This window comes from Pantoea sp. F_5 (assembly GCF_008631595.1).
Classification (GTDB): Bacteria; Pseudomonadota; Gammaproteobacteria; order Enterobacterales; family Enterobacteriaceae; genus Pantoea; species Pantoea gossypiicola.
Map to the genome: position 1 here is coordinate 22,105 of NZ_VWUO01000018.1, position 19,449 is coordinate 41,553.

Annotated in this window: 28 protein-coding genes; 21 read left to right on the forward strand and 7 right to left on the reverse strand. The window is 54.9% G+C overall.

The annotated features are described in order from the left end of the window. Nucleotides 1-110 precede the first annotated feature (110 nt). Both F3I44_RS19410 and F3I44_RS19415 read left to right on the forward strand, forming a co-directional pair. Nucleotides 111-707, forward strand: coding sequence for a hypothetical protein (locus tag F3I44_RS19410; RefSeq protein WP_150019534.1), 597 nt, complete (start codon nt 111-113; stop codon nt 705-707). A gap of 10 nt (nt 708-717) precedes the next feature. Next, nucleotides 718-1,833, forward strand: a complete 1,116-nt coding sequence (locus F3I44_RS19415; RefSeq protein WP_150019535.1) for an ImmA/IrrE family metallo-endopeptidase — start codon at nt 718-720, stop codon at nt 1,831-1,833. A 462-nt stretch (nt 1,834-2,295) separates the two neighbouring features. On the opposite strand, the gene F3I44_RS19420 is transcribed toward F3I44_RS19415, so the two are convergent. Genes F3I44_RS19420 through F3I44_RS19440 form a run of 5 tightly spaced genes read right to left on the reverse strand, consistent with a single transcriptional unit; the run spans nt 2,296 to nt 7,128 of the window. Next, nucleotides 2,296-2,922, reverse strand: a complete 627-nt coding sequence (locus F3I44_RS19420; protein WP_150019536.1) for a methyltransferase domain-containing protein — start codon at nt 2,920-2,922, stop codon at nt 2,296-2,298. Then, the gene (locus F3I44_RS19425; RefSeq protein ID WP_150019537.1) at nt 2,906-3,763 is read right to left on the reverse strand and encodes a hypothetical protein; all 858 of its coding nucleotides are present in this window, start codon (nt 3,761-3,763) and stop codon (nt 2,906-2,908) included. Before F3I44_RS19425 ends, F3I44_RS19420 begins: the two co-directional genes overlap by 17 nt. Beyond that, a complete protein-coding gene (locus tag F3I44_RS19430; RefSeq protein WP_223811711.1) occupies nt 3,760-4,314 on the reverse strand; it encodes a hypothetical protein in 555 nt (184 codons plus the stop codon). Before F3I44_RS19430 ends, F3I44_RS19425 begins: the two co-directional genes overlap by 4 nt. Next, nucleotides 4,307-5,362: a phage portal protein gene (locus F3I44_RS19435; RefSeq protein ID WP_370461294.1), complete on the reverse strand. Its 1,056-nt coding sequence runs from the start codon at nt 5,360-5,362 to the stop codon at nt 4,307-4,309. The genes F3I44_RS19430 and F3I44_RS19435 overlap by 8 nt, the downstream gene beginning before the upstream one ends. A 41-nt stretch (nt 5,363-5,403) precedes the next feature. Continuing rightward, nucleotides 5,404-7,128, reverse strand: coding sequence for a terminase large subunit domain-containing protein (locus tag F3I44_RS19440; protein ID WP_150019567.1), 1,725 nt, complete (start codon nt 7,126-7,128; stop codon nt 5,404-5,406). A 139-nt stretch (nt 7,129-7,267) separates the two neighbouring features. Between F3I44_RS19440 and F3I44_RS19445 the strand changes: the two genes are divergently transcribed. From F3I44_RS19445 to F3I44_RS19485, 9 genes are all read left to right on the forward strand, one after another. Beyond that, nucleotides 7,268-8,131 carry a GPO family capsid scaffolding protein gene (locus F3I44_RS19445; RefSeq protein ID WP_150019539.1) on the forward strand — a complete coding sequence of 288 codons (864 nt, stop codon included), beginning with the start codon at nt 7,268-7,270 and terminating at the stop codon, nt 8,129-8,131. A 32-nt stretch (nt 8,132-8,163) separates the two neighbouring features. Further along, nucleotides 8,164-9,219, forward strand: coding sequence for a phage major capsid protein, P2 family (locus F3I44_RS19450; RefSeq protein WP_150019568.1), 1,056 nt, complete (start codon nt 8,164-8,166; stop codon nt 9,217-9,219). Nucleotides 9,220-9,231: 12 nt separating this feature from the next. Further along, nucleotides 9,232-9,984, forward strand: a complete 753-nt coding sequence (gene gpM, locus F3I44_RS19455) for a phage terminase small subunit (protein ID WP_150015595.1) — start codon at nt 9,232-9,234, stop codon at nt 9,982-9,984. A gap of 114 nt (nt 9,985-10,098) precedes the next feature. Continuing rightward, complete coding sequence (locus tag F3I44_RS19460) at nt 10,099-10,557, forward strand: head completion/stabilization protein (protein WP_150019540.1); 459 nt, start codon at nt 10,099-10,101, stop codon at nt 10,555-10,557. Continuing rightward, nucleotides 10,558-10,761, forward strand: coding sequence for a tail protein X (locus tag F3I44_RS19465; protein ID WP_150015593.1), 204 nt, complete (start codon nt 10,558-10,560; stop codon nt 10,759-10,761). Nucleotides 10,762-10,824: 63 nt separating this feature from the next. Continuing rightward, on the forward strand, nt 10,825-11,193 hold the full coding sequence (locus F3I44_RS19470; RefSeq protein ID WP_150015592.1) for a putative holin: 369 nt from the start codon (nt 10,825-10,827) through the stop codon (nt 11,191-11,193). After that, complete coding sequence (locus F3I44_RS19475; protein WP_223811713.1) at nt 11,193-11,534, forward strand: phage holin family protein; 342 nt, start codon at nt 11,193-11,195, stop codon at nt 11,532-11,534. The genes F3I44_RS19470 and F3I44_RS19475 overlap by 1 nt, the downstream gene beginning before the upstream one ends. Continuing rightward, nucleotides 11,521-11,943 carry a structural protein gene (locus F3I44_RS19480; protein WP_150019541.1) on the forward strand — a complete coding sequence of 141 codons (423 nt, stop codon included), beginning with the start codon at nt 11,521-11,523 and terminating at the stop codon, nt 11,941-11,943. Before F3I44_RS19475 ends, F3I44_RS19480 begins: the two co-directional genes overlap by 14 nt. 12 nt (nt 11,944-11,955) lie before the next feature. Beyond that, nucleotides 11,956-12,411 carry a hypothetical protein gene (locus F3I44_RS19485; protein WP_150019542.1) on the forward strand — a complete coding sequence of 152 codons (456 nt, stop codon included), beginning with the start codon at nt 11,956-11,958 and terminating at the stop codon, nt 12,409-12,411. Here the strand turns inward: F3I44_RS19485 and F3I44_RS19490 are convergent. Then, nucleotides 12,369-12,611 (reverse strand): hypothetical protein, encoded by a 243-nt coding sequence (locus tag F3I44_RS19490; protein WP_150019543.1) that lies wholly within the window; start codon nt 12,609-12,611, stop codon nt 12,369-12,371. The genes F3I44_RS19485 and F3I44_RS19490 overlap by 43 nt on opposite strands. A gap of 34 nt (nt 12,612-12,645) precedes the next feature. On the opposite strand from F3I44_RS19490, the gene F3I44_RS24140 reads away from it, so the two are divergent. The 10 genes from F3I44_RS24140 (at nt 12,646) to F3I44_RS19540 (ending at nt 18,938) form a co-directional block, all read left to right on the forward strand. Next, nucleotides 12,646-12,837, forward strand: a complete 192-nt coding sequence (locus F3I44_RS24140) for an Rz1 family lipoprotein (protein WP_370461295.1) — start codon at nt 12,646-12,648, stop codon at nt 12,835-12,837. 113 nt (nt 12,838-12,950) lie between these two features. Further along, the gene (locus tag F3I44_RS19500; RefSeq protein WP_150015589.1) at nt 12,951-13,325 is read left to right on the forward strand and encodes a hypothetical protein; all 375 of its coding nucleotides are present in this window, start codon (nt 12,951-12,953) and stop codon (nt 13,323-13,325) included. A 45-nt stretch (nt 13,326-13,370) separates the two neighbouring features. After that, the gene (locus F3I44_RS19505) at nt 13,371-13,868 is read left to right on the forward strand and encodes a phage tail protein (protein WP_150019545.1); all 498 of its coding nucleotides are present in this window, start codon (nt 13,371-13,373) and stop codon (nt 13,866-13,868) included. After that, nucleotides 13,861-14,514: a phage virion morphogenesis protein gene (locus tag F3I44_RS19510; protein ID WP_150019546.1), complete on the forward strand. Its 654-nt coding sequence runs from the start codon at nt 13,861-13,863 to the stop codon at nt 14,512-14,514. Before F3I44_RS19505 ends, F3I44_RS19510 begins: the two co-directional genes overlap by 8 nt. Before the next feature lie 89 nt (nt 14,515-14,603). Next, entirely contained in the window at nt 14,604-15,227 is a 624-nt protein-coding gene (locus tag F3I44_RS19515) for a phage baseplate assembly protein V (protein WP_150019547.1), read from the forward strand. Beyond that, nucleotides 15,224-15,583: a GPW/gp25 family protein gene (locus F3I44_RS19520; protein ID WP_150019548.1), complete on the forward strand. Its 360-nt coding sequence runs from the start codon at nt 15,224-15,226 to the stop codon at nt 15,581-15,583. The genes F3I44_RS19515 and F3I44_RS19520 overlap by 4 nt, the downstream gene beginning before the upstream one ends. After that, nucleotides 15,583-16,509: a baseplate J/gp47 family protein gene (locus F3I44_RS19525; RefSeq protein WP_150019570.1), complete on the forward strand. Its 927-nt coding sequence runs from the start codon at nt 15,583-15,585 to the stop codon at nt 16,507-16,509. The genes F3I44_RS19520 and F3I44_RS19525 overlap by 1 nt, the downstream gene beginning before the upstream one ends. Next, nucleotides 16,502-17,044, forward strand: a complete 543-nt coding sequence (locus F3I44_RS19530; RefSeq protein ID WP_150019549.1) for a phage tail protein I — start codon at nt 16,502-16,504, stop codon at nt 17,042-17,044. The genes F3I44_RS19525 and F3I44_RS19530 overlap by 8 nt, the downstream gene beginning before the upstream one ends. Before the next feature lie 3 nt (nt 17,045-17,047). Continuing rightward, nucleotides 17,048-18,508: a phage tail protein gene (locus tag F3I44_RS19535; protein WP_150019550.1), complete on the forward strand. Its 1,461-nt coding sequence runs from the start codon at nt 17,048-17,050 to the stop codon at nt 18,506-18,508. Nucleotide 18,509: 1 nt separating this feature from the next. Continuing rightward, nucleotides 18,510-18,938, forward strand: a complete 429-nt coding sequence (locus tag F3I44_RS19540; RefSeq protein ID WP_150019551.1) for a tail fiber assembly protein — start codon at nt 18,510-18,512, stop codon at nt 18,936-18,938. Between the two features lie 57 nt (nt 18,939-18,995). On the opposite strand, the gene F3I44_RS19545 is transcribed toward F3I44_RS19540, so the two are convergent. Further along, nucleotides 18,996-19,448, reverse strand: coding sequence for a phage tail protein (locus F3I44_RS19545; protein ID WP_150019552.1), 453 nt, complete (start codon nt 19,446-19,448; stop codon nt 18,996-18,998). Nucleotide 19,449: the final 1 nt, after the last annotated feature.

Here is a 19,449-nt window from a genome sequence, read left to right on the forward strand (position 1 = left end):
AATTTTGAAAAATTGTGAGATCAGTCCTTTAAGTCAGTTGACAAAATTAAAAATACGCACCAATATGCAGGTTGACAAAAACAACTTTTTGCAACTTAAGGATTGTCTAAATGGCTAATTACCGTTCCCCATGGGACTTTTACCCACAGCTAAACGAAGATCGTCTTTCACTCATTGCTGAAGAGCTTTTGCAGGTGCTTGACCGTACCTATGAACAATTATCTACGGCGCATGACGACAATTATACTCGTGGAACTTGCACATTTGGCAGGCAACGGCAGATGTTGATCGCCTTATGCCTGAGCGGACAGCACCACTGGTTGCAGCTCACCCATCCAGGCATGGATGTGACGTTCAATATTGAGAATATTCCTGTACGTTTTTTTGCTGACGATCCCGAGAATCCTAAAAAACCCGGTTTCTTTCGCAGAAATGAAGTGGATCAACTCTTTGAGCCACAACTCACAACCCCTACTCTGCACCGTTTTATAGTTGAAAAACCTGAGTTTGAAGGTGAAGGTGCTCGCGTTCATTTCATTGGTACTAATGCGCTTGATGAAATTGTGTCAAAGTGGACATATGGTGATGGCCGTACTCCTCCTGTGCTTCATTCTACGGATGATACTCCACCATCTTCAGTTTCAATTGAACTCGATCCTATTAAGGCTCCACAGCCTGAAAAGAAAGAAAACTCTAAAGATGATTAGTAGGTGAATAGTGTTTAACGGTTCTAATTTGCGATTGGCTCGCCTGTACAACGAGCGGTCGTTGGAGCAAGTTGCTGATCGGGTCGGAAAGACCCGTCAGTATATACAGCGGCTGGAATCCGGCACGGCTGTCCCTACTCCCGAGCTTACGAGAGAATTAGCCGCCGTTCTGGAGGTAGAGCCTGATTTTTTCCGCATTCAGGTTCTACCCAGAGTTAATGAAGAAATTGTGCATTTCCGTAAGCTTAGCAGTACGCGCGTTTCAACTAAGCTTTCCACCCTGGCTAAGGCAGAGCTTTATGGACGCCTGGTAGACCTATTTGAGATGCACTTGGATCTGCCCCCGGTTCGCTTTCCAGCTTTTACAGCCCAGACACAAGAGGACATTGAAGAGGTTGCAGAAAAATGCCGTGCTGATTGGAGCTTAGGTCTTGGGCCAATCGATAATATGACTCGCCTCGCTGAAAAACTTGGTGCCTTTGTCACCTCTTTCGACTCTGTTTCAGATGAGGTGGATGCTCTGTCCGTTCCTCTTGAAAGACCATTCATAGTCAGAAACACGGCTAAAAAGTCTCCATGTCGGCAGCGGTTTGATATTGCCCACGAAGTTGGTCATCTGATCCTGCATAGTGGTGTGATGACGGGAGATAGGGTCACGGAATCTCAAGCTAATCGCTTTGCCTCAGCTCTATTGCTCCCGAGGGCTTCAATGGCAAAATATTTCCCACGTCCTGTTGGAGGGCGTATCAACTGGCAGGGTTTAAGCGAGTTCAAACTTGCCTGGAAAGTGAGTAAAGCGGCGATAATCTACAGGGCACATCAGCTTGCTCTCTTGACTGATACCCAATATAAGACGGCTTTTTTTGGTCTCAAACGTAAGGGGGAAGCTATTGATGAAAAAGAAGATTTTCTGATTCCCCAAGAAAAACCAGAGTTCTTTAACAACGCACTGAATTTCTTGATGAATGACATTGGTATGGACAAAAAATGCCTTGCTCACAGTCTCAACATTTTGCCTTCTGCATTCGAAAAACTTATTGGACATCCAGTCAGCTTTGAGGCGAGTGCTGAAGATACAGAAACAAACGTCGTATCCCTTATGGCTTATAGACATAAGCATTATTGAGTAAAAGATTTTAACTCTTCAAGAGCCACTCACAGTGGCTCTTTTTTTTGCCCTGATAATGCACTGCACAATTCTGCGCAATTCTGAAAGTAAATTTTTTATGATTGATACCCCGTCCCGTCAGTGCTGGCGGGACATTGGTGCATCTGAAAGTTGCACAATTTCATGCATAAACCGCGTGCGGGTGTGGTGGGGGACACGCGCCCGCTACGGGGCATGGTGAGACCACCCTGCCCGATCGTCCTGTCAGGCTGGCTGTGCCTTGTACGGCGTATTTCTTCGCAGGAATGGCGCAGCACCCTGTAAGAGCCTAATGGCCTTAGAACGCGTTACAGTGCGTTGTTATCGCTGGCAGGTATCGGAATTGTGGCGAGATGGGATCTGATAAAGATTCAGAGGATGAAGGGCATAAAAAAACCGGCCGCTATGGGCCGGTCAGCAGGTGCATGATTATGTCAGGTGTTATGCAGGGGAGTGGCGACGCTCGAACGCATAGGAATGGATGCCATCACGCCCCAAAGACGTTTCAGCCTCGTTCCATTCCCGGCAGTCAAAGCCCTGCTCATCGAACCAGCGAAGCAGCCCCGCGTGGGTGAAGTACCAGATGTGTTCATCCTTCCTGAAGTGCCGCGACCGCAGCAAATGATCGGCATCACGGAATATCGGAATGGAAACAAAGACCCATTTTTTCGCGCGGGCAACGGCGGCCTCGGGATCGTCAATGTGTTCCAGCGCATCCCAGAAGCTCAACGCCAGATAGCAGTCACCGTACAGGTCAGCCCAGCGGCCGTGAGATTTAAGCCATTCAATCCCTGCCGGATTAACGTCATAACCCAGAGTATGATTTCGCTCCAATACAAACTGACCCGACCCGACGCCCACGTCCAACAGGGTGCCCGCGTAATGCCGCGCAACCAGTGCGATCCGGGCCTGCGTCAGGGCACGACCCATCGGTGTTTTTGCCATACGCTGATAGCGGGCAAAGTATCCGGCATCGTACGGGCGCTGTTTCGGTACCGGAAACCGGCCTACGCCAATCTCAGGCAGGAACACCAGACCATTGCGGACGTGATCAGAGAACATTTTCATGTAGCCACCTCGTAAATTTTTCATCGAATTGCGTAATGCGCTTGCTGCATGCGTGCGCCATCTGCCCGCACATGCAGTAATTATCCGGCCTCGCCCATCCGACGCGGCGCAGGTTCATTCGGGGATCGGTAATAATGTGCGGCGCGTTATGACCGCCACACCCGCCCTGCACCACATAAAGCGGCGTACCGTAACTGACAGCCGCAGGCACAATCCAGCCCACGCCGCCGACGACAACGGCGGCTTTATCGGTCAGCGCCAGCAGCTGCGTAACACTGAGTTCACCACTGTGCAGATACAGATCGGCTTCGAGTGGCTCACCAACCAGCCATTCCTCGCCGTCAGCAAGGTCAGCAACACTGACCACGTAAAAGTGGCGACGGAGTATGCGCGCAGCCTGAGCGATGTATGCGGGATCGGGGTTACGGGCCTGATTCAGCCATTCCCGGCGGGCCGTTACCGGCCTGATAAGCGCGACCGGCCGTGATGCCCGTACCGGCAGTGCGCCAAAGTCAGGCAGATCAAAGACGGGATTTGATACCCCAAACTGCTTTCGCATTGCGTCAATGATGGAACCCTGCGCCAGCGCGGATGCGCCATAACCAATGCGTAAAGTTCTGGCATCGACAGGCGGCGCTTCATACCGCACGCGCGATAGCATCTCGTTTTTTCGCTGGGTGCGAAGTCGAGTCCCGGAGCGCACGAAATGCACGTCCAGGCCCTCATAGATTTCAGGCCAGGCCGTCGCCAGCCAGCAGCCCGGCAGGTGACGGATGAAAGCACGCTGGTAGATGTTGTCACCCAGCCCCTGCATGCCATTGATTAAAAGCGGTATGGTCATAGCCAATCCCCGGAAGGAAGCGCCAGCGCATCATTCAGCGCCATGCGGCGGAACTGCGTAAGCTGGGTTGCACGTGAGCAGTTGATGATGTCGGCAGCGTCACGCAGGAAGGCGATCGATTCAAAGTGACGCAGCCAGCGTGCGGGCGTATCCGGTACGGGATTTCTCAGCCCGGCAGGGTGATCACCATGCCAGTGCGTCCCGGAACGGGTGCAGCAGTCAAAACCCAGAAGCAGGATGCGCCGGGCACCCTGGCTGACGGCAAACTGTATTGCGCGCATGCCTGAGTTATAGGAACCTCGGGCGACGTGAAGTTTCAGCCGGTAACGCTGCGCAGCCAGCGGGTGACACGTCCAGCGCTCTGCATCTGACGTGATCAGCGCGTGATTCTGTTCCCACCACTCCAGATCGCCCGCATAGATGACGTCACAGTCGGGTACCATCTGCCAGCTGGAATTCACTGTAATCAGCGGCCAGCCCGATGACGCAGCGATGTTTGCATCCTTCGCTGTAAGTGATGGCCCGCTGCCAAATATGATTGCCTTATCCACCCTGCGATACCTCTGCCAGTGCATAGGGGTTAAAGTCGAACACGGGCGCGCCGATCCAGTCGTTAAGGTGCTTAAGGCTCGACATAATCGGATAAAGCTCATTTATGGCGAATACTTTTGCTGCCTTCTCAACGTCACCAAACCCAGAAGCCTCGTTAGGGATGATACCCATCAGCTGCGGCGGGACGCGATGCGCAGCCAGCATGTCGTTTCGGGTAATATTTTTTATGCTGCTGAAATCGTCTTTTGCCGTGATCTCGCTGAACGGCATAATCTGGATCCCGTCCTTCTTCCCGCCTGCCGCATACACCAGGATATTTTTGAAGGCTTTCTGCCCGTTGACGCCCGCCAGGGATTTTTTCAGATCATCAATCTGGCGCGGGTTCGCCAGCGCGTCAGAAACGTAGATGAGTTTCCCGGCGTGGCTGCCGTTGATGAAATAGTTACGGCGGAACATTGTTGCGTCGCTGTTCAGATAAACCGACATCATGACCGCCAGATATTCAGGCAGACCGTAAATTTCCTGATGGATTTCCGGGTTGAGGATGTGACAGACACTACCCGGTGCATAAGAAAAATCCTGCACATCATTCTGCACAAACCAGTAGGTTTCCAGGTCAACGCCACGACGTGTGTATTTAGCCGGGATATGGCGAAGCCTTACCGGCGTGCCCAGACGATTTTTTTCAACCGCAAGGTAGGCGTTACCAAAGACCAGGTAATCCAGAACCACAGCGTTAACATCATGCCGTGTCAGCCAGGGGTGCGGCTTCCAGCACTCCGCGATAACGTTACGTTTAAAATAGAGGGCAGACTGGTGATAGGGTGCCACGCCAAACAAACGGGCCAGCTCATAAAAGCTGATGGGAGTTTCGTAGTACCGCCCGTTTTTAGCACATTCCATGCAGTCCAGAAAATCGCCCCAGCCGTGAAGCGGGACGGGTGAATCCAGCGTAATCGCGCTGAACGTCTCAACCGGCGCGCTCCCCTGCTCCACGGCAGCGGATGGCGTACCAGCCGACATAGCGGCCTGTGCAACCTTACCCATATCAAGCCAGGCGGCATTGCCTGCTGTGGTATCTGACATAATTAAAACTCCCAGACGCCGCCTTCTGCGGCCATTTCTGCGCCAATTGGCTCGTTAATCAGCGCGTGCATCGTCGCCCAGGCAAGATCGCCATGGTTACTGCCGCGCGCGCGATCGGATTCGTAAGTCATTACCCCGCCCGGCGTGACTACCCGGCGAATAGTCATAAAGGCGCTGACCAGATCGAGAAGCCCTGCGTCATATTCAAAGCGTCCGCCACGAATCAGCATCTGCGCCTTCATGACCAGCGCACGCTTGAGGCTCACGCTGTAGTTATGCACGACAGCGGCCGGGAAAAAGTTTTTGACAAGGTTACCCACTGACTCGCCGACGCCTGTGCCATCTATGCCGATGTGCGTCACGTTATAGCGCAGGGTAAACTGCCGGATAACTTCCGCCTGCGCTTCGAACGGCAGCCCCTGAATCTGCATAATTTCGATAACGCGGAACTTGCCGCCCGGCACGGACGGCGGAACCACGGCAACCAGTCCGGCGCTGTCGCCGTTGCCACTGCTGCCGTTCGGGTCATATCCCAGCCAGACCTCACGATCGCCCATGGGGCTGGGTGCATCCGGGCGCCAGTCGCCCCACTCATCAACCCCGTCAATACCGCAGCGAATAAGGCTGTTGTAGTCAAAGGCCCGCTGACCGCGTGCTACGAACTGGCACATATATAGATTCAGGAAATCATCAGGCGGAGTTTCATTTTCTATGGTGCTGAGCGTGACCTGATCGAGTCCTTTCTCAATAGCATCCTTAATCGTCAGGATCTGTCGCCAGGCACCGTCATCGCATAACAGGCCGTGCTGAAGTGCGTCGTGCGTCAGCGGAATATCGACACGTTTGTCGCGCGGGCGATGGCTGTTGTACAGATCGCCCGTCCAGAACTTATAGGCTTCATGCTCTTCACTGGATGGCGTGGAAAAGTAAGTCAGGGTCAGGCCGGCCTTGTCGTGCGTCGCCATACCTGCCGCGACCTTGCGCAGTTTCAGGAAATTATTGACCCAGAAAAATTCATCAAAATAGAGGTTTCCCGTGTACGACTGTGCTGTTGCGGCAGACGTGCCGAGGAAATACAGCGTTGCCCCGTTCGCCAGCACCATTTCATTTCCGCCCGTCAGCTCGACGTCGCAGACCTCTTTCACCCAGCGCTGAATAAACCGTTTAAAGTTCAGTGCCTGATTGCGGCTGGCCGACAGGAAAATCTGGTTGCGGCCGGAATCAAGCGCATCAAGTAAGGCTTCACGCGCAAAGTACCAGGACGCGCCGACCTGTCTTGACTTCAGAATCATGCGGATGCGCTGACCCAGCTCGCGCTGTTTCAGCCATCCCAGCTGATAGTCATAAAACGTATCGAGTGCATTCTGTCGCAGGGCGTCAATCTGTTCGGGACTGAGAAAGTTTTTCGGCCCCTTTTTCTTCTTCCGCTCGCCATCGTCCTGCCGCTGAAGCGCACGTTCAAAGCGCGCTATCTGGCGGCTGTAAAAGTCCATCACCTTAAAATCACGGGCGGTCAGTTCATCAGCGGGCTTGTTGTTCAGCTCCAGCCAGCGCACCAGGGCGCGATCATGCGCACGCCCGGCCAAGCTGATCTCGTCCCATTTATCACGGCGGCGCCAGCTGTAGAGCGTGTTGATGTTGATGCCCAGGCTTTGCGAGATGGCACGCATATCACGCCCCATCCAGTAGAGATTTTTTGCCTGTGATTTCAGATCGGTGTTTTCCATGGCGCAGAGCGTATCGCGCCCGCGCGCGATGCAGTATCGGCGGGGCGTGTCGCCTTGCGCTGACACGGCGAACACGTTGCCGCCCGTCCGTGGGGTGCTCAACATAGGCACCAGAACCGAATCGAACCGGAGCATAAAAATGGCTGCAAAGAAAAAAGTAACCGACTGGCAGCGGATCGCTGTAGAGGGCGCAACCACTGACGGCCGCGTTATTCAGCGTGAATGGATTGAGGGTGCAGCAGCGTCATACAACCCGGAAGTGTACGGTGCGCGCATTAACTGCGAGCACATCAGAGGCTACGCACCCATGGTCAGCGCGGACACTGCGCCCTTTGGCGCATATGGCGATGTCGTCGCGTTAAAAGCGGAAGCGATCCCGGATGGCCCGCTTAAAGGCAAACTTGGGCTTTATGCACAGCTTAATCCTACCGATGAACTGGTTGCGCTGAACCGCAAGGCCCAGAAGGTCTATTCCAGCGTGGAAATCGCCCCGGATTTTGCCGATACCGGTACGCCCTACCTGATGGGCATGGCAGTAACCGATAACCCGGCCAGTCTGGGCACCTCCTATCTTCAGTTCTGCGCCCAGAATCCGACAGCCAGCCCGCTGGCGGCCCGTCACTCGGTACCCGGTGCGCTGTTTACGGCGGCAGAAGAAATTACGCTGGCGTTTGCTGAAGAAGAACCAGAGCAGCCAGAGGGCGGCACGCAATTTTTCACCCGTATCAGCTCCCTGCTGTTTGGTAATGCCAAAAAGCAGGAGCAGAACACCACTGAGCTACAGAACGCCGTTGAGCTGATCGCACAAAGCCAGGCTGAATTGCTTAACAGCTTTGGCAATACCGTGAAAAAGGATGCATTAACCGCGCTGGAACAGCGATTCAGCCAGCTGGAGCAGGATCATAACGCCCTCAGAGCGCAGCTGGAGAGTGAGCCGCAGCAGTACGCGCAGCGACCGCCTGCCACGGGTAAAGAGAAAACAGAAACCGAAGTGGATTACTGATCGGGCGAACGGAGAAAAACAACATGGCAGCAATGAAGAACGACACCCGCGTCAAGTTTAACGCTTACCTGGCAAAGCAGGCGCAGCTTAATGGCGCCACGCTCCAGGACGTGCAGCGCGGGATTGAATTCAGCGTGGATCCGAGCGTTGAACAGCGCCTCGAAGACAAGATCCAGAACTCCAGCGAAATGCTCAAGCGTATTAACATTATCGGCGTTGATGAGCAGGAAGGCGAAAAAATTGGCCTGGGCGTCAGCGGCCCACTGGCAAGCACTAACACGTCCAATACTGACCGTCGCGAGCCTCGCGCTGTCGATACGCTGGACGAGGATCGATACCGCTGCGAGCAGACCAACACCGACACCTATATTGCCTATAGCAAGCTGGATGCCTGGGCGAAATTTCCTGATTTTCAGGTGCGCCTGAGCAATCAGATTGTTCAGCGCACCGCGCTGGACCGCCTGATGATCGGTTTCAACGGCACATCACGGGCTAAGAAGTCTGATTTTGCCAGCAATCCGCTGTTGCAGGACGTCAATATCGGCTGGCTACAGAAGTATCGTGAACGCGCACCTGAGCGCGTTCTGACCGGGAAAACCATTACCAGCCGAGACGACAATAACACCATCGTTAAAAAGGGTGATTACGGCAATCTGGACTCGATGGCCCGCGATGCGGCGCGCCAGCTGCTCGATCCCTGGTATATCGACCATCCCGATCTGGTTGTCATTACCGGCCGCGACCTGATGAACGAGCGCGAATTCCCGATCGTGAATGCGCTCAGTCAGACCAACCCTAACAGTGAAGCGCTCGCAGGCCAGCTGCTGATTGCGCAACAGCGCATCGGCAATATGCCGACCTATATCGCACCGTACTTCCCGGCTGGCGCCATGCTGATTACGTCATTCGCTAACCTGTCGATTTACTGGCAGATTTCGGCGCACCGCAAGGCCATCCGTGAAGAGCCGGAGTACAACCGTATCGCGACGTACAGCTCAAGTAATGACGCTTACGTGATTGAAGATTACGGCTTCGGCTGCCTGGTGGAAGGCATCACCTGGGCGGGCGAAAACACAAGTCAGCAGTAAGAGGAAAAGATCATGCCGACACCCGCTTTTCTTCATCGCCAGATGCACGCAGCAATCAAGGCGTCTGGAAGGTCGCCACAGTTGCCAGCGCTTTCTGACGAAGAACGGATCCTGCACCGGTTATATCAGGATGAGAAACGCCTGAAGGGTATCCAGAGCAACAAGCGTAAAGCGGAGCTTAAGCGCGAATTGCTGCCGGATTACCAGGGCTGGATTGACGGCACGCTGGCGGCTGACAGTGGCCGCCCCGACAAGGTTGTCGTGATGTGCGCCACCTGGATGATTGACGCTGGTTGTGCAGAAGAAGCCATGCCGCTGATTGAGTACATTGTGCGTCACAAGCTGCCGCTGCCGGATGACTGGAACCGCACGCCGGCCGCGTTCTTTGTGGAAGAGATCTGCAACCCGGCGCTGTCGGCGGTCAAGCTTGATACCGCAGCGCGCCCGCTGCCCGCATCCATGCTGCTGCGGCTTGATGAGGTTATGGCGGAAGAGGATATGCCCGATGCCGTCCGCGCCAAGCTGTTCAAGTTGCTGGGGTTGACCCTTCGCCACGGTGACGCCGATATGCAGCAAAAAGCACTGGAATACCTCCTTCAGGCTATGACGCTGAATGACGGTGCGGGGGTTAAGAAAGAGATCGATACCCTGCGCCGGGCCATCGCCCGAAGCGAGCAGGCTTCTGCCCAGGCTGACAGCTCGCCGGACAATGCGCCACCGGCACCGCCCGCAGCTGAAGGTGAGAACAATAAACAGGCTGAGTAAGTCAGCCTGTTAAACGAACGTGCCCCCGCGCACCGGGCGGCACGGCGGTGTAGCAGCGGTCTGAGATCCACTGTTTCCCCGCCGTCCACCGCCCGACCTTTTGGGAGATAAAGCATGAGCCTGGTTTCAGTCAATCCGACCAGCGACATGAAAATCGCTAACAGCGATTTCTGGCCGGACATGGACGCCGCAGAAATGCGCCTGGCTGTACGGCTCGACGGTCAGGTTACGGATAACAGATTGCTGCATGCCTGCCGTGAAGGCATGGCCCGGGTCAACAGTGAACTGGCAGAGTGGCGCGCCGTGCAGCAGGCCGCAGGTTACGACGATCTGGCTGGCATGCCAGCGGACAGAATCGGCGGTGAATCCGTGCTTATCCTGCGCTACAAGCGTGCCGTGTGGTTTACCGCCAAAGCGCTGCTCCTGGAGGGGTATCGGGATATTGATACCACGCGGGATGGCGAGAAACACGCCGAAGCACTTACCACGCAGATAGACGGGGTCTGGCGGGACAGTCAGTGGGCGCTCCGCGACATCATGGGCCTGCCGCGCGGTTTGGCAGAGATTGTGTAGATGAACGTAATAGCTCAACAGGGCGACACGGTAGACCTTATATGCTGGCGCGCATATGGAAAATGCGCTGGCGTGACCGGGCAGGTTTATGAAGCCAACCCGGGCTTATGTGAGCTGGGGCCGCTGTTGCCAGCAGGTACGGCGGTTTACCTGCCGGAAATCAGGAAAAGCAACACAAGGGAGACCGTACAGCTATGGGACTGACAAAAACAGCGCGCTGGAATACGCGGCAGCGCTATCGCAGCAGCTGGCTTTAAGGAGCACACAGTGACAGAGCCTTTAACTGGCACCGGTGTAGCTACGGCAGCTGTAACCGGTGTCACCCTCGTTAGTCTGTTCGGCCCGCTTGACGGACCGACCGTAATCGGAGCGTTTGCTGGCGCGGCAATCTTCGTGGCGTCAGCCAGTGACTTCTGCATATGGTGGCGGCTTTTTCTCGGAGCGCTGTCGTTCGCCATCGGATTGGTGGCCGCCCCCTTCACCGCAAGCCTGATTGAGGCTGTGACGCCACATAATACCGCCGTCGATATGCCCATCGGTGCTCTGGTGGCTTCGGCGGCAGTGGTTCGCATTCTGATGGCGCTCAGCAGCAAAGATGGTCCGTCGCTCCTGTCACGCTTTCGGGGAGGTGGCTGATGGCGAATGGTTTCATTATTTTCCTCAGCGATCCGATCGGATGGGTCGCGCAGCACTATGAGTGGCTGATGCTGAATGCTAACGCTGTCATCTGCGCCATAACGGCTATGCGATTGCTGACATTCCGGCGCGGCAAATCACAGCATAATCGCCTGATGGGCTGGCTGGCCTGGCTGCTGACGGTCTCCGCCGCCTCAGTCACTATCCGGGTGCTGACCGGCGAATACTTTTATACCGACTGGAGCGAGGTACTGATAAACCTCCTGCTCTGCGTGGCAGTCTGCCGCGCTCGGGGTAATGTCGGCCATTTACTGAGAGGGAATCAAAATGCAGGGCAGTGATAAAACTCGGGGAATCCGTAATAACAACCCCGGCAATATTCGCTGGGGCGATGACTGGCAGGGGCTGATTCCGCTGGCGCAGCGCACAGATAAGTCGTTCTGTCAGTTCATCAAACCTGAATATGGCATTCGCGCGATGATCGTCATTCTGCGCAACTACCAGCGAAAATATGAACTGAAAACCATCACCGAAATTATCCAGCGCTGGGCACCGCCGAACGAAAACGACACACAGGCCTATATCAGCAGCGTGGCGCAGGCAACGGGTACGGATGCTGATAAGCCAGTCGACCTGACCGACAGCCGAAAACTGTTCCCGCTGTTGCAGGCCATCATCAGACACGAGAACGGCAGTCAGCCCTACGAATATGGCGTATTCGTTCGCGCGCTCGATCTGGCTAATTCATAAAAAGGGGGATCCATGAACGCTCAGGCCCAAAAAATCCTGCTTGACCTGCTGCAAAAAGCCAGTGATGGCATCGATGCGGCAGTGTCATTCAGCCAGGCACAAATCCCTGACGTGGTACATCAGCTGCTGGTCTGGAATTTTGTGCACAGCCTTGTGATAACGCTGATTGCTGTCGCCACTATCCCGCCAGTTGTTCTCCTGATGCGTAAACAGTTTCGCCGTATTGGGGATGGCGTGCTGGGCGATGATGATTGCTCATGGAACAGAGGAAAGCCTCGCTACATCCCTACGCTGGTCTGGGATAAAAGAGGAGAGTTGTCGATGACCATTATGCCAGCGGGCGCTGTGCTGGTTATTTGGTTCATGTGGGTGGTATCCACACTGCTCGATTTAAGCTGGCTGAAAATCTGGATAGCGCCAAAGCTCTATCTTATTGAGTACGCAGCAACTCTGATGGGTAAAAGCTGATGGTTATTAAAACCGGCCTGACGCTTGCGGTCGTTGTTGCCATAACCGGTCTGGGCTGGGCTGCTGATCACTACCACAGTAAAGCCGTAGCCTGGCGCATCACCGCACAGCAGTCTCAGCAGCTGGCGAAACAGCAGGCCGCCACCATCACCGATATTAACCAGCGCCAGCAGCAGCTGGCCGCCCTCGACAAAACCCACACGGAGGCGCTCGCAAGTGCGCAACACCAGATTAATGATTTGCAGCGCGATGTTGACGCTGGCCGTCAGCGGTTGCAGCTCCACGCAGACTGCCCCGCCGTGCCAGCGGGTAAATCCTCCGGCGCCGCCCGCATGGCTGATGCAGCCCGCGCCCGACTTACTGACGCCGCTCGGCGGGATTATTTCACCCTCCGGCAGCGCATCGAAACAGCCCGACAGCAGATAACCGGATTACAGGACTACATCAGGCAGCAGTGCCTGAAATAGCCACAGGGGATGACCATGTGGATTTTCAGCTGGCTCAGACGCCATTTTTATACCGTCAAAGAGGAATCAGTCATGATCAAGGCAAGCACCATTCAGCGCACCGCGCTCGATACACTTCGCAGCGATACCATCATCAGCAGTATTGCTGAACAGGCTTATGTCGCACCCTCAGCGGAAGAGGTCAGCACCGCAGTAACAGAGTTTGTGGATCATCTGACACTGAGCGATGAAGCCAGTGTTCGTCAGACCTGCGGCAGTAATTTTGACGTTATCGCGGCGGCGTTTACTGACAAATCAGGTGTCGTGGCTAAAGCGCTCACCGATAAAGTGATCAGCGATGATAAAGAAGCGTTCCGCGCTGACGTGCAGACTTACGCCGATCATCTGCAATACAAGCACGGTATTGATGATGGTCAGACATCTGCTGACAGCCAGAGCCAGCAGTAACAAATCACCGGCCGCACCTGCGGCCGTTTTTTCTGAGGCATCATTATGTCAATGCTGAAAGCTGATGTGCTGCGACAGCAACTCAATCAGGCGGTGCCGTGGCTCAGGGATAACCCGGATAATCTCTGGATGGGTGTCCGTAAAGGCGCGCTTGTGGCGACCGGCCAGGAATCAGCATCCTTCGAGTACCGCTATCATCTCGAGATCATTGTGCTGGACTACCCGGGGGACTTTGATCAGCTGAGTCTTGCCATCCTCGCCTGGGCAAAGGTGCATCAGCCCGACCTGATTTTTAACCCTGACAAGCGCGCCCGTGAAGTCTCCTTCTCAGCCGATATCCTCAGCAATAACTGCGCCGATGTTCTTTTCGGTCTGCCAGTTGATGAGGTCAGGCTGGTCAGCCGGGACGCACAGGGCCGCCCCGTAATTACGGCACGAGACGAACCTGACTATGCCGAAATGATGGGGCTGGACGCGACCGGATGGGACGTTGATTTCAAGGGCACCCTGAACACCCTGAGTGCCAGGGCGGATAATGAGTGACGCGCAGCTGTTTCTTGAGCTGGATAGCCTGTTGTCCGCCGTTGTGGGTCATCTGACCCCGGTCAGTCGCCGCAAACTGACACGTACTTTATCTAAAGGTCTGCGGGAACGTCAGGCCGGGCGCATCCGCCGCCAGCTTAACCCGGATGGCTCCCGTTTTGCGCCGCGCAAAACGCGCGAGATTAAAACCTATATCGGGCACATGCGTTTTATCTGGGCGCGCGGTCATCAGGTCCGGGAAATCAGCAACTGGCGGCACGGCAAGGGTGCGAACGGTGAACCGGTCATTACGGGTTATGATGCGCAGGCGGGCGGATTCAGGACATTTAAGCGCGCAGACATTGAAGAATTCCTTCATATCGACCTCAACAAAACAGCCATCAGGCGCAATCTGCGGCAGGGGCTGATGTTCCAGCGCATCCGGGCATACCGTTTTCTGCATGCACGCTCAACCACAGACGCGGCAGAAGTCGGATTTGACGGTAAAGCCGCAGCAATAGCCCGCATTCACCAGTTTGGCCTCGTTGATGATCTCAGTGAGCACTTTAGAGCGAAATATCCCGTTCGTGAGCTGCTGGGTCTGGCTGAAGAGGATTTGCAGTGGATCGCCGATACCATTGATGCCCACCTCAATCCCGCCCGCTGAAGCGTCTCAGCTTCCGCTTACACCGCAAACCCCTCCACTGTTCTCACGCGCGTAAGGCACGATTACCGCTCTGATTTAAAGGAGCCACTATGCCAACCACTGCCGAACTGTTCCGCCTGCTGTGCAATCTGATCCGCACCGGTACTGTCACGGCACTGGACGAAGACGCCCGCACCGCGCGTGTGAGCACGGGCGACAACGTAACAGACTGGGTGCGCTGGGCAACCAGCCGGGCGGGTGATGCGGTTATCTGGCATCCCCCCTCAGTAGGTGAGCAGGTCATTATTCTGGCCCCGTGCGGTGAGATGACCACGGCTATGATTATCGGCTCGCTGTACAGCAACGATCACCCCGCACCGACAGTGGGCATTAAAAGCGGTGTTATAACCTGGCCCGATGGTGCTGCATTCAGCTATGACCCGAAAAGCAGCACCCTGAGCCTGAGCGGAATAAAAGCGCTGAGTGTAAAAGATGGCGGCCCTGTCGAAATTCACTGCAAGACAGCCGAAGTCAGGGCTGATGACAGCATCACCCTTGACACACCCAATGTTATCTGTACGCAGAATCTGACGGCTGGCACGCTCAGTATCACGCAGGGCGGCGAACTTAACGGTGACTTTACCGGGGCGATGACGATCAACGGCGTTAAACCCTATGACCATGAGCACGGCGGCGTGGAGCATGGCGGCAGCTGGACGGAAGGAACGAAATGACAACGGCACACTATACCGGCCTCAATCGCCAGCAGGGCGGCAGCGTCAGCGATCTGGCACATATTCAGCAGTCAGTTACAGATATTCTGACAACCCCCAAAGGCACCCGGCTGATGCTGCGGGACTATGGCAGCGATCTGCCCTCACTCGTTGACGGCACACTAACCCCCACGCTTCGCCTGAAGGTCATTTCGGCGGCTTACTCAGCGATCTCCCGCTGGGAACCTCGCATCACGCTGAAATCAGTAACAGCTGGGACGACACAGGGGCGGATCGTGCTGACCCTGACGGCCACACGCAGGGATAATCAGGCAACAATCACGCTGACCTCCCCCCTGACGACAGGAGGGGCATGATGAGCGGCGCTATCGATCTCTCGCAATTGCCCGCCCCGGTGGTCGTAGAGTCACTCGACTATGAAGCCACGCTGAAAACCCGCAGGCAGCAGCTGATTAGCTATTTCCCGGAAGAGGAACAGGAAGCTGTCACACGAACCCTGGCGCTGTCGTCTGATCCGGGCGAAAAGCTGCTGGAGTTTTCGATCTATCTGGAAAACCTGCTACGCCAGCGCATCAACGAGGCCGCACAGGCAAATATGCTGGCACTCGCTACCGGCAGCGATCTGGATAACCTGGCGGCTGACTTCAATGTCCAGCGCCTGACCGTCACACCCGCTGATAACACCGTTACACCACCCATACCGGCCGTAATGGAAACAGATACGGCGCTCCGCCTGCGCACGCAGCAGGCGATGGAAGCGCTGAGTGTGGCCGGTCCCACAGAAGCCTATGAGTATTTCGCACGATCGGCAGACGGTCGGGTATCCGATGCAAAGGCAGACAGTCCCTCGCCCGCCTGCGTCACAGTAACCATTCTGTCAACAGAGGGCGACGGCACCGCAGGTGATGATCTGCTGAAGGCGGTCAGTGGTGCTCTGTCGCCGGAAGACAGACGCCCGGTGGCTGACAGAGTGACGGTGCAGAGTGCTGAAATCATTCCCTATCAGGTTGACGCCGTGCTGGTTCTCTCCGAAATGCCGCAGTCAGAGGTGATAAAAAAGACCGTTGAAAAGCAGCTGACGGACTACATCACTGCCCGCCGCCGTATAGGTGAAAGCATCCGCTACAACATTTTGATCGGTGCACTCAAATGTGACGGCGTGGAGAATATTATTCTTAATGCGCCCAGCTCAGATATTGAGGTAAGCAAGACCCAGGCGGCCAGCTGCACACGTTATCAGATAAACGTGATCGCTGAGAACGGAGGTCAGAGCAGTGACTGAGCAGGAGATCCGGCAGCTGCTGCCGCCGAACGCAACGCGCTGGGAGAAAAATCTGGCGCTTATCATGTCACTCTTTTACGACGCGCCAGTCCCGCTTCGTGACCTGTGGAACCCGGACAGATGCCCGGTTGCCCTGCTGCCCTATCTGGCCTGGGCGTTTTCTGTTGACCGCTGGGACAGTGACTGGACGGAAGCCCAGAAACGGGCGGCCATCAAAAACGCTTTTTATCTGCATCAGCATAAAGGCACGGTCGCCGCCGTAAAACGGGCGGTCACGCAATACGGCGCCAGTGCTGAAATTATTGAGTGGTGGCAGGAAGACGGCATACCCGGCACGTTCCGCCTCAATATCAGCATTCCTGATACCGGGCTGGATGACAAAACCATCAGCGGCATTAAGCGCATGGTCTATCTGTCAAAACCTCTCAGCCGCCATATCACCGACATGGTCTTCATTGAAGAAGCCACGGTAACGACATGGTGCGCCGCTGCACTTATTGGCGGCAGTGTGATAACCATCGAAGCAGGAGAATAAAAAGTGGCAAAGAAATTCGCCTCACTGATGACTGAAAAGGGCAAAACCCTGATTGCAGACGCCATTGCAGGCGGCAAGGCCATCAGCCTGAAGTATTTTGCAGTAGGTGATGGTAATGGCTCGGAGGTTACACCATCGAGCAGTCAGACCGCGCTGGTGAATGAGGTTGCGCGCATTGAAATTAACTCAATTAAAGAAACCGATGCCGCAGGACAGGTTGTGGCCGCAGAGGCCATTATCCCAGCGGATAAGGGCGGATTCTGGATCCGTGAGGCAGGCATTTTTACTTCTGATGGTGTGCTCATCGCCGTGAGTCAGATGCCGGTGACATACAAACCGGCCGCATCTGAAGGTGCCAGCAGCAGCCAGATAGTACGCATGATGATGGCGATATCGAATGCAAGCGCAGTCAATATTACCGTTGATGACAGCCTCGTTATTGCGACAGAAGATTTTGTTAACAGCAGGCTTAAAGAACATGAAAAGAGCCGCAACCATCCAGACGGAACGCTGAAGGACAAAGGCTTTGTACAACTGAGCAGCGCCACTGACAGCGACGATGAAACCCGGGCGGCCACACCAAAAGCCGTTAAAGCCGCAAATGATAATGCTGATACACGTCTTAAAGCATCTGAAAACCTCGCCGATCTGACCGACTCCGCCAAAGCCCGGGAAGCCCTTGCGCTTGATAAGGTCGGTAACTGGGTTGCCGTACAGCAGGGCGGCGGCACCGGCATGAAAGACAATAAGGTCTATTTGGGCTGGGACGGTGTGCATTTCATCGGGCAGATTGACGCAACGAAACTCGGAAAAATCTTCTGCGAACTTTTTCCGCCCACGGCCGCTGACTGTAACGCTTTTCCGGCAGAGGGTGGCACTGTTGGTGGCAAAGGCGTTACCACCCCGTTTTTGTTCGCCAACGGGCGCGGCGCTCCTCTGAATCAGCAAGGCACCTGGATTGAGTGGAATGAAACTAATAGCCAGGGTGAATCCGCGTTTATCAACAATAAAGGTTCGGGATCGGGCGGGTTCAATTTTCGCATTGTAAACAGTGACAATACGAAACAGAGCGGTGAAGTGTCTATCAGTGGTAACGGAGAGATTTACGAGAATGGGCGGCGAGTTTACAGTCCTAACAATCCGCCGCCGTACCCCGTAACCAGCGTGAATGGCACCACTGGAGCAGTTACAACAGCGGAGGCAAGTCTCGGCGCGGGTTGGTGGAAGGATAAGGCGACTGGTTTGATTTTTCAGACTGGCGGAGGTGCGAATAGCTCAGTCGCTACCGAAGTAAAAACCTTTAACATTTCGTTCCCTAACGCTTGTCTCGCAATTGTGGGAACGATTGGGACTGGTATTAATAACGGCAGCACTCTTTATCTGGAACCTGCGAATAATATCCAGTTCACATCTAAAACTTCAGGGACGAATATAGGCTATCGATGGATAGCTATGGGGTATTAACATGACAATCTATTACAGTGCGAAAAATAACGGCTTTTATCACTCTGAGCTGGAAGATGATTATAAGTCCTCTCCTGACGGCTGGCCTGACGATGCCGTCGCTGTCTTGGATGAGCAATACCAGACTCTGCTCAATGGTCAGGCAAACGGTAAGGTCATTACCCCGGACGGCACTGGTAAGCCTGTTCTGACCGACCCGGTAATCGACTGGCAGGCTAAGGCTGAATCACAACGCCAGAACCTTCTCACCGCAGCGAACGCCACCATGCTCGTATGGGAAAGAGAAGAAAGCGCAGGCATTCTCGATGATGACGACAAAGCCAGCCTTATCGAGTGGACGAAATACGCCAAAGCGCTGCGTAAGCTGGATCTCAGCAGCGTCAGCGATGAGGCGGGATACACCGCGATTGTCTGGCCGGAACAGCCATAAACAAAAAGCCATACCCTCTGCAGGTGTGGCTTTACTTTCATTATTTGTTATCACTCCCTAAAATATCTTGCTGAACGCATCTGACAGATAGCTCTCAGCCTGATCAGCGTAGTCGCTTAGGTTCTCCAGCAAATCGTCACTGACCTTTTTTAGCGTCAGCGTGAAGTCAATCTTGCGAGCCTTACCATCACTGAAAAACTCTGCGCGCGTCTGCTTCAGCCCCGTAATAACAAACATTCCGTAAACGGTGCCGGTTCCCTCAATGAGCGGCCAGGCTTTACCTGTGTATGCCATGGCACGCAGTGCAGCCAGTGAGATATCGCCGCCGCTGACTTCAGGATAGAGCGTGCCACTAAGCGTGATCGGTTCTTCATCTGGCCCTGTGTACTGATAGCGGGGGGCAGCTCCCACCCGCTCAGCCTTAACGTGCCTGAATGAGTTCTCCCGTTCGAGCTGCTGGTAAGGTGCAGTTTTCAGGGCAAAGACATACATGCCCAGGATCATCATCATG

Excerpts from the sequence above, each read along its gene's own strand:
- F3I44_RS19515 (WP_150019547.1), top strand. The coding sequence starts at position 14,604 with ATGCCAACCACTGCCGAACTGTTCCGCCTGCTGTGCAATCTGATCCGC.
- F3I44_RS19450 (WP_150019568.1), top strand. The coding sequence starts at position 8,164 with ATGAAGAACGACACCCGCGTCAAGTTTAACGCTTACCTGGCAAAGCAG.
- F3I44_RS19480 (WP_150019541.1), top strand. The coding sequence starts at position 11,521 with ATGCAGGGCAGTGATAAAACTCGGGGAATCCGTAATAACAACCCCGGC.
- F3I44_RS19445 (WP_150019539.1), top strand. The coding sequence starts at position 7,268 with ATGGCTGCAAAGAAAAAAGTAACCGACTGGCAGCGGATCGCTGTAGAG.
- F3I44_RS19505 (WP_150019545.1), top strand. The coding sequence starts at position 13,371 with ATGTCAATGCTGAAAGCTGATGTGCTGCGACAGCAACTCAATCAGGCG.
- F3I44_RS19435 (WP_370461294.1), bottom strand. The coding sequence starts at position 5,362 with ATGGGTAAGGTTGCACAGGCCGCTATGTCGGCTGGTACGCCATCCGCT.
- F3I44_RS19440 (WP_150019567.1), bottom strand. The coding sequence starts at position 7,128 with ATGGAAAACACCGATCTGAAATCACAGGCAAAAAATCTCTACTGGATG.
- F3I44_RS19500 (WP_150015589.1), top strand. The coding sequence starts at position 12,951 with ATGATCAAGGCAAGCACCATTCAGCGCACCGCGCTCGATACACTTCGC.
- F3I44_RS19520 (WP_150019548.1), top strand. The coding sequence starts at position 15,224 with ATGACAACGGCACACTATACCGGCCTCAATCGCCAGCAGGGCGGCAGC.
- F3I44_RS19545 (WP_150019552.1), bottom strand. The coding sequence starts at position 19,448 with ATGATGATGATCCTGGGCATGTATGTCTTTGCCCTGAAAACTGCACCT.
- F3I44_RS19460 (WP_150019540.1), top strand. The coding sequence starts at position 10,099 with ATGAGCCTGGTTTCAGTCAATCCGACCAGCGACATGAAAATCGCTAAC.
- F3I44_RS19475 (WP_223811713.1), top strand. The coding sequence starts at position 11,193 with ATGGCGAATGGTTTCATTATTTTCCTCAGCGATCCGATCGGATGGGTC.
- F3I44_RS19425 (WP_150019537.1), bottom strand. The coding sequence starts at position 3,763 with ATGACCATACCGCTTTTAATCAATGGCATGCAGGGGCTGGGTGACAAC.
- F3I44_RS24140 (WP_370461295.1), top strand. The coding sequence starts at position 12,646 with ATGATTTGCAGCGCGATGTTGACGCTGGCCGTCAGCGGTTGCAGCTCC.
- gpM (WP_150015595.1), top strand. The coding sequence starts at position 9,232 with ATGCCGACACCCGCTTTTCTTCATCGCCAGATGCACGCAGCAATCAAG.
- F3I44_RS19540 (WP_150019551.1), top strand. The coding sequence starts at position 18,510 with ATGACAATCTATTACAGTGCGAAAAATAACGGCTTTTATCACTCTGAG.
- F3I44_RS19465 (WP_150015593.1), top strand. The coding sequence starts at position 10,558 with ATGAACGTAATAGCTCAACAGGGCGACACGGTAGACCTTATATGCTGG.
- F3I44_RS19510 (WP_150019546.1), top strand. The coding sequence starts at position 13,861 with ATGAGTGACGCGCAGCTGTTTCTTGAGCTGGATAGCCTGTTGTCCGCC.
- F3I44_RS19420 (WP_150019536.1), bottom strand. The coding sequence starts at position 2,922 with ATGAAAATGTTCTCTGATCACGTCCGCAATGGTCTGGTGTTCCTGCCT.
- F3I44_RS19525 (WP_150019570.1), top strand. The coding sequence starts at position 15,583 with ATGAGCGGCGCTATCGATCTCTCGCAATTGCCCGCCCCGGTGGTCGTA.
- F3I44_RS19485 (WP_150019542.1), top strand. The coding sequence starts at position 11,956 with ATGAACGCTCAGGCCCAAAAAATCCTGCTTGACCTGCTGCAAAAAGCC.
- F3I44_RS19410 (WP_150019534.1), top strand. The coding sequence starts at position 111 with ATGGCTAATTACCGTTCCCCATGGGACTTTTACCCACAGCTAAACGAA.